The 14304-nt window shown below is 70.5% G+C and carries 16 protein-coding genes; 11 read left to right on the forward strand and 5 right to left on the reverse strand.

Going from position 1 to position 14304, the window contains the following annotated elements:
- Positions 1–65: 65 nt before the first annotated feature.
- The 3 genes from QSK15_RS21445 (at position 66) to QSK15_RS21455 (ending at position 4696) form a co-directional block, all read left to right on the forward strand.
- Complete coding sequence (locus QSK15_RS21445; RefSeq protein WP_285795945.1) at positions 66–956, forward strand: ABC transporter ATP-binding protein; 891 nt, start codon at positions 66–68, stop codon at positions 954–956.
- Positions 953–2554 (forward strand): efflux permease Rv1217c-related protein, encoded by a 1602-nt coding sequence (locus QSK15_RS21450; RefSeq protein WP_502889633.1) that lies wholly within the window; start codon positions 953–955, stop codon positions 2552–2554. Before QSK15_RS21445 ends, QSK15_RS21450 begins: the two co-directional genes overlap by 4 nt.
- A 162-nt stretch (positions 2555–2716) precedes the next feature.
- Positions 2717–4696 (forward strand): acyl-CoA dehydrogenase family protein, encoded by a 1980-nt coding sequence (locus tag QSK15_RS21455; RefSeq protein WP_285795947.1) that lies wholly within the window; start codon positions 2717–2719, stop codon positions 4694–4696.
- Positions 4697–4723: 27 nt separating this feature from the next.
- On the opposite strand, the gene QSK15_RS21460 is transcribed toward QSK15_RS21455, so the two are convergent.
- From QSK15_RS21460 to QSK15_RS21470, 3 genes are all read right to left on the reverse strand, one after another.
- A complete protein-coding gene (locus tag QSK15_RS21460; protein ID WP_285795948.1) occupies positions 4724–6133 on the reverse strand; it encodes an FAD-dependent oxidoreductase in 1410 nt (469 codons plus the stop codon).
- A 75-nt stretch (positions 6134–6208) separates the two neighbouring features.
- A complete protein-coding gene (locus tag QSK15_RS21465; RefSeq protein WP_285795949.1) occupies positions 6209–6706 on the reverse strand; it encodes a GNAT family N-acetyltransferase in 498 nt (165 codons plus the stop codon).
- Positions 6706–7032, reverse strand: coding sequence for an ArsR/SmtB family transcription factor (locus tag QSK15_RS21470; RefSeq protein WP_377618614.1), 327 nt, complete (start codon positions 7030–7032; stop codon positions 6706–6708). Before QSK15_RS21470 ends, QSK15_RS21465 begins: the two co-directional genes overlap by 1 nt.
- A 287-nt stretch (positions 7033–7319) precedes the next feature.
- Between QSK15_RS21470 and QSK15_RS21475 the strand changes: the two genes are divergently transcribed.
- Positions 7320–7697 (forward strand): ArsR/SmtB family transcription factor, encoded by a 378-nt coding sequence (locus tag QSK15_RS21475; RefSeq protein ID WP_285795951.1) that lies wholly within the window; start codon positions 7320–7322, stop codon positions 7695–7697.
- On the opposite strand, the gene QSK15_RS21480 is transcribed toward QSK15_RS21475, so the two are convergent.
- Positions 7669–8778, reverse strand: coding sequence for a flavin-containing monooxygenase (locus QSK15_RS21480; RefSeq protein ID WP_285795952.1), 1110 nt, complete (start codon positions 8776–8778; stop codon positions 7669–7671). The two genes, QSK15_RS21475 and QSK15_RS21480, sit on opposite strands and share 29 nt — an antisense overlap.
- Positions 8779–8840: 62 nt before the next feature.
- Between QSK15_RS21480 and QSK15_RS21485 the strand changes: the two genes are divergently transcribed.
- From QSK15_RS21485 to arsB, 6 genes are all read left to right on the forward strand, one after another.
- A complete protein-coding gene (locus tag QSK15_RS21485) occupies positions 8841–9170 on the forward strand; it encodes an ArsR/SmtB family transcription factor (protein ID WP_285795953.1) in 330 nt (109 codons plus the stop codon).
- Between the two features lie 195 nt (positions 9171–9365).
- Complete coding sequence (locus QSK15_RS21490; RefSeq protein ID WP_285795954.1) at positions 9366–10067, forward strand: arsenate reductase/protein-tyrosine-phosphatase family protein; 702 nt, start codon at positions 9366–9368, stop codon at positions 10065–10067.
- 103 nt (positions 10068–10170) lie between these two features.
- Positions 10171–10305, forward strand: a complete 135-nt coding sequence (locus QSK15_RS21495; protein WP_285795955.1) for a hypothetical protein — start codon at positions 10171–10173, stop codon at positions 10303–10305.
- Complete coding sequence (locus QSK15_RS21500; RefSeq protein WP_285795956.1) at positions 10305–10712, forward strand: arsenate reductase ArsC; 408 nt, start codon at positions 10305–10307, stop codon at positions 10710–10712. Before QSK15_RS21495 ends, QSK15_RS21500 begins: the two co-directional genes overlap by 1 nt.
- Before the next feature lie 63 nt (positions 10713–10775).
- Positions 10776–11705 carry a thioredoxin-disulfide reductase gene (trxB, locus tag QSK15_RS21505; protein ID WP_285795957.1) on the forward strand — a complete coding sequence of 310 codons (930 nt, stop codon included), beginning with the start codon at positions 10776–10778 and terminating at the stop codon, positions 11703–11705.
- 89 nt (positions 11706–11794) lie between these two features.
- Positions 11795–12889 (forward strand): ACR3 family arsenite efflux transporter, encoded by a 1095-nt coding sequence (gene arsB, locus QSK15_RS21510; protein ID WP_285795958.1) that lies wholly within the window; start codon positions 11795–11797, stop codon positions 12887–12889.
- A gap of 38 nt (positions 12890–12927) precedes the next feature.
- On the opposite strand, the gene QSK15_RS21515 is transcribed toward arsB, so the two are convergent.
- Positions 12928–13575, reverse strand: a complete 648-nt coding sequence (locus QSK15_RS21515; protein ID WP_285795959.1) for an FMN-dependent NADH-azoreductase — start codon at positions 13573–13575, stop codon at positions 12928–12930.
- Positions 13576–13697: 122 nt separating this feature from the next.
- Between QSK15_RS21515 and QSK15_RS21520 the strand changes: the two genes are divergently transcribed.
- Entirely contained in the window at positions 13698–14183 is a 486-nt protein-coding gene (locus QSK15_RS21520) for a MarR family winged helix-turn-helix transcriptional regulator (RefSeq protein WP_285795960.1), read from the forward strand.
- Positions 14184–14304 lie beyond the last annotated feature (121 nt).

Genomic DNA, 14304 nt, shown 5'->3' on the forward strand with positions numbered 1-14304 from the left:
CCCATCAGGTGCGCCGGGAAGTCTGGTCGGCAGGTCATGTCGTGCTGTGGCTCCTGGAGGCTCCGATGGGCGTTTCTGCCCTGCGCACCGAAAATCTGTCCAAGCGGTATGGACGCTTACTCGCTCTCGACGACCTCACCCTCGACGTCGCGGCGGGCGAGGTGTTCGGGTTCCTCGGCCCCAACGGCGCCGGAAAGTCAACAACGATCCGGCTGCTGCTCGGCCTCGCCCGACCCACCTCCGGACGGGCGCGGATCTTCGACACCGACGCCGCCGACGTCGCCGCCGCCCATCGCCGGCTCGCCTACGTACCGGCGGATGTGGCGCTGTGGCCTCGGATGACCGGCGCCGAGGTGCTGGACCTGCTCGCCCGTATCGGCCCCGGTACCGACACCGCGTACCGCGACGAACTCATCCAACGGTTCGCGCTGGACGTGTCCAAACCGGCCGGCACCTACTCGACGGGCAACCGGCAGAAGGTCGCTCTGATCGCGGCGTTCGCCACCCGGGCGCCTCTGCTGGTGCTGGACGAGCCCACCAGCGGCCTGGATCCGCTCATGGAACTGCAGTTCCGGCAGGCCGTCGGGGTTGCCCGCGACAACGGGCAGACGGTCTTTCTCAGCTCCCACCAGCTCGCCGAGGTCGAGGCCGTCTGCGACCGCGTCGGCATCCTACGCGCCGGCCAACTGGTGGAGGTGGCCTCCGTCGCCCAGCTACGCCGGCTGCACCACACCGAGGTGGCCGCAACGTTCACCGGCACACCACCGGACCTCACCGGCGTCCTCGGCGTCGACGGTCTGCACGAAGACGGCCCGGCGACAGTGCGATTCACCCTCAACGGCTCCCCCGGCGCGGCGCTGCGCGCCCTGGCCGACGCTGATGTGGCGACGATCGTCGTCCGCGAGCAGAGCCTGGAGGAGATCTTCCTCGCCTACTACGGGCAGAGCCCCCGATGACAGCGACCGCGACGCCGGTAACCCGCCCGCAACCGGCGCTCCGAGGGCTCGCAGTGCGACAGGTACGCCGGGGTGCGGTGGTCGTGACCGCCGTCTGCGCGGGCATGTCCGCCCTGGTGGTGGTCGGTTACCGCGCGGACGCGCTGGATCCGGCCGCCGTGGCGGCACTGGCCCGCAACCCCGCGATCCGCACCCTGTTCGGCGATCCGGTCGCGCTCGACCAGGCCGGCGGTTTCACGGTGTGGCGTACGGGGAGCGTCCTGGCGGTCCTGCTCGGTGTGTGGGCGATGCTGGCTGCCACCCGAATCACCCGTGGGGAGGAGGACGCCGGCCGGTGGGATCTGCTCCTGTCCGGCCGCAACACCCTCGCCGAGGCTGTCCGTCATCACCTCGGAGTGCTGGCCGTCGTTCCGGTCCTTGTCGGAGCGGCGACAGCGACGGCGATGATCGCCGCAGGAGCGGAAAGCACCGGTGCAGCGCTGCACGGCACCGGCCTTGCTGCCGTCGGCCTCTTCTTCGTCGCCGTCGGAGGAGTCGGCGCGCAGCTGTTCTCCAGCCGGTCGGCGGCCAACGGTGCCGCTGCCGCCGTGCTGGTGGTCGGGCTCCTCATGCGGATGGTCGGCGACGGTGTCCCCGCGCTGGCCTGGCTTCGGTGGCTGTCCCCGTTCGGGCTGGTGGCGCTGACCCGCCCGTTCGACACCGGTCGAGGGCTGCCGGTGTCGGTGCTGACATGTGCCGCGCTCCTGCTGCTGGCCCTCGCAGGTCGGCTTGCGGCGCGGCGTGACGTCGGCGCCGGGACTCTGGCGGCGGCCGGCAGCCGGCCGGCGCGTACCGCGTTGCTCGGTTCGGTGCCGGCCTTCGCGGTACGGCGCACCATGCGACCGCTGGCCGCGTGGTCTGCCGGAACTGGCGCGTACTTCCTGCTCCTGGGCCTGATCGCCCGGTCCATGACCGAGTTCCTGACCGACAACCCCCAGTTCGCGGCCATGGCGGCCCAGGCCGGCTTCCCCGCACTCAGCACTGTGGAGGGTTACGCGGCCACCATGTTCACGCTGCTGGCCGTCCCGGTCGGGGTGTTCGTCTCGGTGCGGCTCGCCGCCATCGCCGCTGACGAGAATGCGCGGCGTCTCACCCTGGTGCTGGCCGCACCGGTGACCCGACTACGGCTGTTGGCCGCCGAGGCGACCGTCGCCGGGTGCGCCGCGCTGGTCCTGATCACGCTGTCGGGCCTTGCCATGTGGGCCGGCGCGTCCACTGTCCATGCCGGTCTCGGGGTCGTCGGCGCGCTCGCCGGCGCCTGGAACGTCGTACCGATCGTGGCGCTCTGCCTGGGGGCCGGCGTCCTGGCCCTCGGATGGAGGCCCCGCGCCGTCGCGGCGATCGGCGCTCTTCCGGCCGCTGGTGGGTTCCTGTGGCAGGTCCTCGCCGACAGCGTCGACGCGCCCGCCTGGGTCCGTGCGCTGTCCCCGTTCGCGCACCTTGCCGCGGTGCCGGCCACCGCACCGGCCTGGTCGGCCGCGGCGGTGATGGCCGGCATCGCCGCAGCAGGAGCGGTCGCGGGCACGATCGGCTACCGCCGCCGCGACCTGTGCGCCTGACCTGGAGGGCAGTTCCAGAGTGTGGCCGGGATTGATGGAAACAATCACACAACGTCCCGGGGTGTCCCCTCTCACAATGATCTTCCCCAGCCATTCACCGTGGCGTCGGTATTCTTGATTGGGCACAGTCTGCACCTTATGCCCGTTAGCTGAGGGGGGATCATGCCCGATCACATCGACCTCGCTCGCCTGCGAGACGTGCTCGACGGACCGTGGGCCGACGTCCGCAACGCCCACCGGAACCACCTCGACGCGCGCTTCCTCCCGGTGTACGGCGAGACCGGTGACCAGGCACGGGAGCGGATCACCCGACTGCTCACCGAACTCCCCGCCGAGCTGGGCATGGCGTCGGCCTTTCCCCGCGAGTACGGCGGCAGGTCCGACGTCGGCGGGTCGATCGTGGCCAGCGAGATGCTGGCGCAGGTCGACCTGTCGCTGATGGTCAAGGCAGGCGTGCAGTGGGGCCTGTTCGGCGGCGCCGTCGCCGCCCTCGGCACCAGACGACACCACGACGCCTACCTGCGGGACATCATCTCGGGTCGGATCTTCGGCTGTTTCGCGATGACCGAGACCGGCCACGGCTCCGATGTCCAGCAACTGCGCACCACCTGCACGTACGACCCGCAGACCCAGACCTTCGACCTGCACACGCCACACGAGGCGGCCCGCAAGGACTACATCGGCAACGCCGCACGGGACGGGCGGATGGCGGTGGTCTTCGCCCAACTGATCACCGACGGTCGACGGCACGGCGTGCACGCGTGGCTGGTCCCGATCCGCGACGCCCAGGGCAATCCGCTGCCCGGCGTGACGATCGGCGACGCCGGGCCCAAGGGCGGCCTGCTCGGCGTGGACAACGGGCGGCTCAGCTTCGACCACGTGACAGTGCCCCGCGACATGCTCCTGGACCGGTACGGTCAGGTCGCCGAGGACGGCTCGTACTCGAGCCCGATCGAGAACGACTCCCGACGCTTCTTCACCATGCTCGGCACCCTGGTCCGCGGCCGGGTGAGCGTGGGCGGCGCCGCGTCCGCGGCCACCAAGTCGGCCCTGACCATCGCGGTGCGCTACGGCGACATCCGCCGCCAGTTCGGCACGCCCGGCGCGGACCGGGAGGTGTTGATCAACGACTACCTGGCCCACCAGCGCAAGCTGCTGCCCGCCCTGGCCACCACGTACGCCCTGCACTTCGCCCAGACCGAGCTGCTCACCTCGCTCAGCGAGGTGCAGGGCGGCGACGGCCCGGTCGACGAGCAGCGACAGCGGCAGCTGGAGTCCCGGGCCGCCGGCCTCAAGGCGGCGCAGACCTGGCATGCCACCCGCACCATCCAGATGTGCCGCGAGGCGTGCGGCGGCGCCGGCTACCTGGCCGAGAACCGCCTGCCCGGTCTGAAGGCGGACACCGACGTCTTCACCACGTTCGAGGGCGACAACACGGTGCTGCTGCAACTGGTGGCCAAGGGGCTGCTCACCGGCCACCGGGACGCGTTCGGCTCGTTGGACGGCTGGGGACGCGCTTCCTTCGTCGCCGACCAGGTCCGCGAGATGGTGCTCGAGCGCACCGCCGCACGCTCGCTCATCGAACGGCTGATCAGCGCGGTGCCCGGCCGGGACGACGAGGTCGCCGTCACCGACCGCGGCTGGCAGCTCAAGGCCTTCGAGGACCGCGAGAGGCACCTCCTCGACGGCGCTGTCCGCCGGCTCCGCAACGGCGCGGCCACCAAGAAGGACCGTTCCTTCGACATCTTCAACGACGTCCAGGACCACGTTCTCGCGGTCGCCACCGCGCACATCGACCGGGTCACCCTGGAGGCGTTCGTCGCCGGCATCGACGACATCGCCGACCCCGCGGTCCGGGCGCTGCTCTCCCGTGTCTGCGACCTCTACGCGCTCAGCGTGATCGAGGCCAACAAGGGTTGGTTCCTGGAGCATGGCCGGCTGACACCGGCCCGCTCCAAGGCGATCACTGCCGTGGTGAACGGCCTGCTCAAGGAGCTGCGCCCACACATGCGCACACTCGTGGACGGTTTCGCCATCCCGGAGGCCTGGCTGAACTGCGCCATTCTGAACGAGGAACCCGGCCGGCAGGACTCGATGGCCATCCACGACGCCGCCGACGATCGGCAGGTGGTACCGGCGTAGGGGAAGGCCCGGTCGTGGCGGTGGAGATCAGCTGCAGCAGCCGCCGGCCTGAGCGGGCGCGGCGTCGAGGGTGACCAGGTTCAAAGGCCTGGACAGCAACCCGCCAGAGATGCCGGTGGCGAGTCCGCGTGCCGCCGGCTCGGCCGCGGACGTCGGCCCGCAGCAGCTGTCGCCGGTGGCGGAGTCGGCGGGGTTGCTGCTGCAGACGCCGGTTTCGGGCAGGTCGAGCTGGACGGCGTGGGCGGCGTCCCAGTCGCCGGCGAGGGCGGCGACGACGGAGCGGACCTGCTCGTACCCGGTGGCCATGAGGAACGTGGGTGCCCGGCCGTAGGACTTCATACCGACGGCGTAGTAGCCGGTTTCCGGGTGGGCGAGTTCGTTCACGCCGTGTGGGGGAACGGTGCCGCAGGAGTGCTCGTTCGGGTCGATCAGCGGCGCGAGGGCGCGGGTGGCGCCCATGATCGGGTCGAGGTCCAGGCGCAGCTCGGCGGCGATCGAGTGGTCGGGGCGGAAGCCGGTGGCGGCGACGATCCGGTCGACGGTGACGGACTCCTCACCGCCGTCGGCGTGGCGCACCACCACAGTGACCCGACCGGCTGTCGGGGTGAGGGCGTGCACGGAGAAGCCGGTGAGCAACCGGATCCGGCCGGCGTCGACGTGCGCGCGCAGCCGGGAGCCCAGGGCGCCACGCGCCGGGAGGGCGTCGGCGTCACCGCCGCCGTAGGTACGCGCCGGTGAGGCGGCCCGGATCGCCCAGGTCACCGCGGTGCCCGGCGTGGACTCGGCCAGTTCGGCCAGGGACAGAAGGGTGTTCGCGGCGGAGTGGCCGGCCCCGACGACGAGGGTGTGCCGGCCGGCGAAGCGGTCCCGGGCCGCGCCGAGAACATCGGGCAGCGCGTGCTCCAGGAACGCGGCGACGGTGGTCTCGCCGTGGGCGGGCAGGCCGGATGCGCCCAGGACGTTCGGGGTGTCCCAGGTGCCGGACGCGTCGATGACGGCGCGGGCGAGCAGTTCCTCGCCGTCGGTGAGGCGGATCAGGAACGGGGTGGAGTCACGGCCAGCGGTGCGCAGCCGGTCCAGGCCCCGGCGGCTGATCGCCTCGACCCGGGTGCCGTAGCGCAGGTGCGGCTTGAGCTGCGGCAGCTGGGCGAGGGGCTGGAGGTAGTCGCGGGCCAGCTCCGCTCCGGTGGGCAGCGTCTCCAGGTCGGGGGCGACCCAACCGGCCGCGTCGAGGAGGCGGCGGGCGGCCGGGTCGATGTTGTAGCGCCACGGCGAGAAGACGCGCACGTGCCCCCACTGGCGTACGGCGGCGCCCGGGGTGTCGCCGGCTTCGAGGACGGTGAAGGCGATGCCCCGCTCGTGCAGGTGCGCGGCGGCGGCCAGGCCTACCGGGCCGGCGCCGACGACCATGACGGGCAGCTCGTTCAGGGTGCTCATCAGCAAGACTCCTCTACTTTGGCAACTATCGAATCAAACGGGTGGACGGGCCCACGGGTGAGGGCCTGCGGTTGGTCAGGTGACGACGGGGCTGCGCCGCTCGAGCAGGACGACGTCGCGCCAGCGGCCGTGGTGACGACCGATCCGCTCGCGTACGCCGATGACCCGGAAGCCGGCCCGCTCGTGCAGGGTGAGGCTGGCGGCGTTCTCGGGGAAGACTCCGGACTGGATGGTCCAGATGCCGGCGGCCTCGGTGGAGGTGATCAGCCGGTGCAGCAGCAGCCGGGCGATGCCGCGGCCCTGCGCGGCGGGATCGACGTAGACGGAGTGCTCGACCACCCCGGCGTAGACGCCGCGTGCCGAGGTGGGTGCGACGGCGATCCAACCGAGCACCCTGTCATCGGTGTCCACCGCGACGAAGCGGTGATCGGGCAGCTTCGCCGCGTCGAACACCGACCAGGTCGGTGCGGTGATCTCGAAGCTGGCGTTGCCGGCGTCGAGCCCGGCCTGGTAGATGCCCAGGACCCGCTCGGCGTCCTCGCCCCGCAGGGGGCGCACCGTGATGTCGGTCATCAGCAGGTTCCGTTCGGGCTGGGGGCGGGTCGACCCATGACCACGTCCGCGGCGGAGGGGAAGCAGTCGACGCAGACGTCGTTGATCCGGTAGTGGCGGGCGGTGCCGACCGGCTCGACGAGGACGAACCGCACCTCGGTGAGGATCTTCAGGTGCTGCGAGACGGTGGACTGCGCCAGGCCGATCGCGGTGACGATCTCCCCCACGCTCGTCGCGTGAGCCTGCCGGGCGAGGTACTCGACGATCTGCACCCGGGTCGGGTCGGCCAGCGCCCGGAACCAGGACGCGTAGGTCTGCGCCGTCGTCCGGTCGAGCAACTCGGCCATCCTCACCTCCCCTTTCATCGTTCATCGGCGATAGACGATTAAGACTATCAACCATTGACGATGATCATCGACCAAAGATCGCGTAGGCGGCCCGTGCCGCGTCGAAGCGGCGCCGGGCACGCTGCTCGATCGTGCTCACCTCGGCGCAGGAGTCGCAAAATCGGACACCAGTCATGGATGCCCTCGATCGGGGCGTAAGCCTGAACATGATCCCCCCTGTCCCACTGTCTTGACGTCCGTCGAAACAGAGGGTTGCACGTTGATTAGAGAGATGTCAACCTAGAGGAATGTCGAAGCAAGCTGCGCCGCTCACCCTCACCGACGTGACCAGCGAGGGGTTCTGCTGCCAACCCTTGGCTCAGCACCGCGTGCCGGCCGAGACCGCCGCGCTGCTCGCGCCGGCGTTCAAGGCCCTCGGCGACCCGGTTCGCCTTCAGCTGATGTCGATGATCGCCTCCGCCGACAACGGCGAGGTGTGCGTCTGTGATCTCACCCCCGCCTTCGACCTCACCGGTCCGACCATCTCGCATCACCTCAGGACCCTGCGCGAGGCCGGCCTGGTCGACGCCGAGCGGCGCGGCACATGGGTGTACTACCGGGCCCGACCGGCGAACCTGCGCCAACTCGCCGCGCTGCTCACCGTCGAACCGGCGACCGCCTCATAGGCGGCCGGCGGCGCCACGATCCGCCGGACGCGCCGCCAGCCAGAGCCGCGACGACGTGGGAAGCGTCGCGTCCGACGCCGCGCAGCGTGTTGGACGAGAACGACCGCTGGAACTCCAGCCCGAGGTAGACCAACCCCCGGTGGCTCGTGGAGACACCCGCCGCGTGGCGAGGCATGCCGTCATCCAGGGCTCCGAGCGGGGCGAGGTAGTCGAGGTGCGGTCGGTAGCCGGTCGCGAAGAGCACCGCGTCGACCACCTCGTGCGTACCGTCTGACCAGATGACGCCATCGGCGGTGAAGGTGGTGAACATGTCCCGGCGGATCAGCTGGCCGGCGGTGATCGCGTCGCGGTAGACGCCACTGTCGAGCACTGCCGCGTGGCGGACGAGTCGGGTGAGCACCGCCCGGGGCAGCAGGTCCGCACCGGTCACGTGGAGCCAGTGGTGCAGGTCCCGACCACGGATGCGCTGCGGCAGGAACTGGATCGGTGCCCGGGTGGCAAGGGTGACCAGCGCGTGTTGCGCCAGCTCGTAGGCGACCTGGACGGCGGAGTTCCCGGCACCCACGACGAGGACCCGCTTGGCGGCATACGGCTCGGGCCGCCGGTAGTGCACTACGTGTCGCACCTCCCCGGCGTAGGTGTCCCGACCGGGCAGCACGGGCAGGTACGGGTTGCCGAAGGAGCCGCTCGCGGCGACGATGCCCGCCGCGGTGATCTCGTCGCCGGTGTCGGTGTGGACGAGGTAGCCACCGCCTGGTCGCGTGTGCACTGCGGTGACCCGGGCGCCGGTGCGGATCTCGGCGTCGATGCTGCCGGCGTAGCGGCGCAGATACGCGACCACCTCGTCGCGGGTCGGGTAGCGCTCGGGGTCTCCCCCGCCGAAGGCCATGCCGGGCAGGGCGCTGTATCGGGCCGGGGAGAACAAGGTGAGGCTGTCGTAGTAGTCGGGCCAGGACCCCACCGGCGCGGCGCCCGCCTCCAGGACGACGGGGCGCAGGCCAGCGACGAGGGCGGCGCGGGCGGCGGCGAGACCGGACTGGCCGCCACCGACGATCACGACTGGTTCTGAAGAGATGGTCACGGCATGATCATATCGTCGTTTCGCTGAATGACAATATGATGATGATGCGGGAGGGTGGGGCCATGGATCAGCCAAAGTCCGCGGCGGTCGCGCCCGCCGCCGGACCAACCGGGCTGGCGCCGGACACCCAGGAGTTCCTCAAGGCTCTGGGCAGTCCAACGCGACAGCGGATCATGATGCTGTTCTCCCGAGGCGCCGAACTGTCCGTCGGGGAAGTCGCCGAGCACGCCGGCATCAGCCAGGCAACGGCGTCGCAGCAGCTGACCCTGCTGCGTCGCGGGCGGATCGTAACCTCGCGGCGCGAGGGGAAGACGGTGTACTACCGCGCCGACCGCGACGGCGCCGTCGCGGCGCTGACCGAGCTGCAGTCGTACCTGATGACCTGCTGCTGACCGAACAACTCCAACAGAGCCGCGACGTCAGCCCTGACCCAGCCGATCAACCTCGACGCCAGCCGCCACAGGAACAGCCACCCGAGGGTGCGAGCAGCAACCTCGGGCCGCCCTGCCGGCACACCCGGCCGCCCCATCGGCCCGCGCGTCGATGCCGCTTGACAGCCCACAGATCACTCAGCGATAGTTGAGTCAATGACTACTGAGCTTTACTCATTGCAAGCCCGCGCCCGGATCCACGCCGCGCTCGGCGATCCTGCGCGCCTGGCGATCGTCGACGCGCTCACCCTGGGTGACGCCTCCCCCGGCGAGATGGCCCATGACCTCCAGATGCCGACGAACCTGGTCGCCCACCACGTCAAGGTCCTCAGCGAAGCCGGCCTCGTCGTCCGCAGCCGGTCCGAGGGAGACCGCCGCCGCACCTACCTGCACCTGCGACCCGAGGCCCTGGCCGCACTGACACCGGCACCCATGTCCGGCGTGGGCCGGGTGGTGTTCGTCTGCACCCGCAACTCCGCCCGCTCGCAGCTCGCCGCCGCTCTCTGGTCCGACCGCACCCACACCAGCGCCGCGTCCGCCGGCACCCAGCCGGCCGAGCGGGTGCACCCGCGCGCCGTCGCCGTGGCCCACCGCCACGGGCTGCATCTGGACGCGACCGGCACCGCGCACGTCGCGGACATCGTGCGTGAGGACGACCTGCTCATCGCCGTCTGCGACAACGCTCACGAGGAACTCACCACCCCGGCCCGACCCCGGCTGCACTGGTCGGTGCCCGACCCGGTCCGCCTCGACACCGACGCCGCGTTCGAAGCAGCGTTCGCCGACCTGGCCACCCGCATCGACCGCGTCGCCCCCATCGTCACCTCCACCATGACGTCGCCAGGCCGCCATGACTGACACCAGCCCGCTGCGCAATGAGCGAATACAATCTCCCGCCGGACCACAGCGCACGGGCACGAGGGCGCTCGACGGTGGGGCGGACCAGACATATCGGAGCCCGGTGAATCCGTCACGTCCCGCCGGCCGTTACCGCCTGTTCGACCGCAACAACGACCCCGCACATACCCTGCCGGCGATTCCTGTCCCGGTGGCGGTCAACCTGCCCCGCAACCCGTACCGCAAGGAAGGCTCCTGATGTCCGACAAGCCCAGCGTCCTGTTCGTCTGCGTGCACAACGCCGGCCGCTCCCAGATGGCCGCCGGTTGGCTGCGCCACCTCGCCGGCGACACCGTCGAGGTCCGCTCCGCCGGCTCCGCCCCCGCCGACACCGTCAACCCCGCCGCGGTCGAGGCGATGCGCGAGGTCGGCATCGACATCACCGACCAGACGCCAAAGCTCCTCGAATACACCACCGCGGAATCCTCGGACGTCATCGTGACCATGGGCTGCGGTGACACCTGCCCGGTCTTCCCCGGCAAGCGCTACGAAGACTGGAAGGTCGAAGACCCCGCCGGCAAGGGCGTCGAGTCCGTGCGCCCCATCCGCGACGAGATCCGCACGAGGGTGGAGAAGCTCCTCGGCGAGCTGCCCACCGCCGCCTGACCCTTCGCACCTCACCCCGCCGGCCCCACGGGCGGGCTGCTGTCCCCAGAGCAGGAGTTCTTCGTGTCCAATCCGTACCCCCTGATCATCATCGGCTCCGGGCCTGCCGGATACACCGCCGCCCTCTACGCCGCCCGCGCCAACCTCAAGCCGCTGGTCATCGAGGGCAGCCAGTCCGGCGGTGCGCTGATGACCACCACCGAGGTGGAGAACTTCCCCGGCTTCCCCGACGGAATCACCGGCCCCGACCTGATGGACACCATCCGCAAGCAGGCCGACCGCTTCGGTGCCCAATTCGTCACCGACGACGTCACCCGCGTCGACCTCACTGGTCCTACCAAGACCGTGTGGATCGGCGAGCAGGTCTACCGGGCCCCGGCGGTCATCCTGGCCACCGGTTCCGCCTGGCGGCCCCTCGGCGTCCCCGGCGAGCAGGAACTCCTCGGCCACGGGGTGTCCGCCTGCGCCACCTGCGACGGGTTCTTCTTCCGCGACCAGGACATCGCCGTCATCGGCGGCGGCGACACCGCCATGGAAGAAGCCACCTTCCTCACCCGCTTCGCCCGCAGCGTCACCATCGTGCACCGCCGCAACACCTTCCGCGCCAGCCAGATCATGGCCGACCGCGCGTTGAGCAACACCACGATCCGGGTGGCGTGGAACAGCATCGTCGAGGAGATCCTCGGCCAGGACGGCGCCGTCGTCGGGGCCCGACTGCGCGACGTCCACACCGGCGAGACTCGCGTCCTGGACGTCACCGGCGTGTTCGTCGCCATCGGCCACGACCCCCGCAGCGAACTCTTCCGCGAGCAGGTGAACCTCGACGACGACGGATACGTCATCGTCGACTCCCCCAGCACCCGCACCAACCTGCCCGGCGTCTTCGCCGCCGGCGACCTCGTCGACCACACCTACCGCCAGGCGATCACCGCCGCCGGCACCGGCTGCACCGCCGCCCTCGACGCCGAGCGGTACCTCGCCGCCCAGCTCTGAGCCACCCCCGGCCCGCCCCGGTCGGCAGCCATCCGATCCCACAGGGCCGCAAGGTCAACCACCCAGGAACCCACAAAGGACCCGAGCACATGACGACACTGGCCACCCCGTCGAGTAGTCCACCCCGACTCTCGACGCTGGACCGACTCCTGCCGGTGTGGATCGGCGCCGCCATGGTCGCCGGCCTGCTCCTGGGCCGGTTGATCCCCGGACTCGACGAGGCCCTCGACCACGTCAAGGTCGGCGGGATCTCCGTACCCATCGCCCTCGGTCTGCTCATCATGATGTACCCGGTCCTGGCGAAGGTCCGCTACGACCGTCTCGACACGGTGACCTCCGACCGGCGCCTGCTGATCTCCTCCCTGGTGATCAACTGGCTCGTCGGCCCCGCTGTCATGTTCGCCCTGGCCTGGCTGCTCCTGCCCGACCAGCCCGCGTACCGCACCGGCCTGATCATCGTCGGCCTGGCCCGCTGCATCGCCATGGTCATCATCTGGAACGACCTGGCCTGCGGCGACCGCGAAGCCGCCGCGGTCCTGGTCGCCCTCAACTCGGTCTTCCAGGTCCTCGCCTTCGGCCTGCTCGGCTGGTTCTACCTCACCGTCCTGCCCGGTTGGCTCGGCCTGGAGCAGGCCGGACTCTCCGTCTCCGGCTGGGACATCGCCGGCAGCGTCCTGGTCTTCCTCGGCATCCCCCTGGCCGCCGGCTACCTCACCCGCAAACTCGGCGAACGCGCCAAGGGCCGCGACTGGTACGAGGCGACGTTCCTGCCCCGCATCGGTCCGATCGCCCTGTACGGGCTGCTGTTCACCATCGTGCTGCTCTTCGCCCTGCAGGGCGACGCCATCACCGCCCAACCCTGGGACGTCGCCCGGATCGCGCTGCCGCTGCTCGCGTACTTCGCGATCATGTGGTTCGGCTCGTTCGCCATCGGTCGGGCGATCGGCCTGAGCTACGAACGCACCACCACGCTCGCCTTCACCGCCGCCGGCAACAACTTCGAACTCGCCATCGCCGTGGCGATCGGCGTGTTCGGCGTCACCAGCGGTCAGGCCCTCGCCGGAGTCGTCGGACCGTTGATCGAGGTGCCGGTGCTGGTCGCCCTCGTCTACGTCAGCCTCGCCGCCCGTCGCCGGTTCGGTCACCCCGAAATCGACCAGCTGAAGCCGGCAGCTTCGGGGTGACCGCTTGACCCGTGTTCCGGTTCCTGGGAAGAGACGGCTCAGCTCGGAACGCTCAGCGCGCCGAGGGCACGACCGGCCTCCCGGGCGGACTGCAGGGCCCCGGCGTGCATCTGCGCGGCCTGGTCGACGAACGCGTCGAGTGCCGGGTTGACCCCGACCAGGGTGAACTCGCGTTCGACCACGGTGAGGTCGGCGCCCCAGCAGTCACCGATGATCCGGCGCAGGTACGGCGTCGAGTGGTCCCAGCCCTCCCGAGGTGTGCCGGCACCGTACGCGCCACCACGCACCGTGGCGAGCACTGTGGGCTTACCCGCCAGGAACGGCTCCGTGGTCGCCCGCGGGTCCGCGAGCACCACGTCGACGTACGTCTTGAAATGCTGGGAGACGCCGAAGTTGTAGAGCGGCACGGCGAACAGCAATGCGTCGGCGGCCCGCAATTCGTCCACCAGCGTCGCGGCGAGGGCGACCGCCTCCCGCTGCTCGGCGGTGTGTTCCTCGGCCGGCGTCATACCGGCGGACACCGCCGCCGCCCAGAGGGTTGCCGGCAGGGTGTCCACCCCGACGTGACGGCGCTCGACGGTGTCGCCGGGATGACTGGCGAGCCACTCCTCCTCGACGATGTCCGCGATTTCACGACTCGCCGAGCCGTGCGTTCGGATGCTGGCATCAAGCCGGAACAAGGTCACGAGCACTCCCTGGGAAGCCGAGGTTCAAGGTTGAACCTCAGCTTAGGGCAGATCGTTCAAGCTTGAACCTCAAGGAGACGTCCCTCACCCTCGTGAACCACGCCGACACGTACGCTTGCGCCATGCCCGACGAACCTCGGTGGTTGACCGACCACGAGCGCGACGCCTGGCTTGCGCTGGCCAAACTCATGTTCAACCTGCCGAGCGCCCTCGACGCCCAACTCCTGCGGGACAACCACCTCACACTGTTCGACTACTTCGTGCTCAGCGGCCTGTCCATGGCGCCGGGGCGAACCATGCGACTCAGTGACCTGGCCAGCCACCTCAGCTGCTCGCTGTCCCGACTGTCGAACGTCGTCAAACGCCTCGAACAACGAGGCCTGCTCCGCCGCACCCCCGACCCGGAAAGCCCTCGCTACACCGTGGCCTCGCTCACCGACGCCGGGTGGGATCTTGTGGTCGCCGCGGCCCCCGGCCACGTCGCAGCTGTCCGTGACTACGTCATCGACGGCCTCACCGCGAGCCAGATCGACGTCCTGCGCGAAGTGGCCTGCCATGTGACCCGGAAGATTTCCGAGGCTCCGGAGGCCGGCACCCGCACCCCGTGACACCCGGGCGTCGGATGCCACCCCAGCCGTCCCGATCGGGCCGGAGACCCTCCCGGAACCTGCGGCCACCGTGGTCAGGCGTCCAGCAACAGAACGCGCTGCGCGCCGCCGGCACCCTCCC

The sequence above is a fragment of the Micromonospora sp. NBRC 107095 genome (assembly GCF_030269705.1).
Taxonomy (GTDB): Bacteria; Actinomycetota; Actinomycetes; order Mycobacteriales; family Micromonosporaceae; genus Micromonospora; species Micromonospora parva.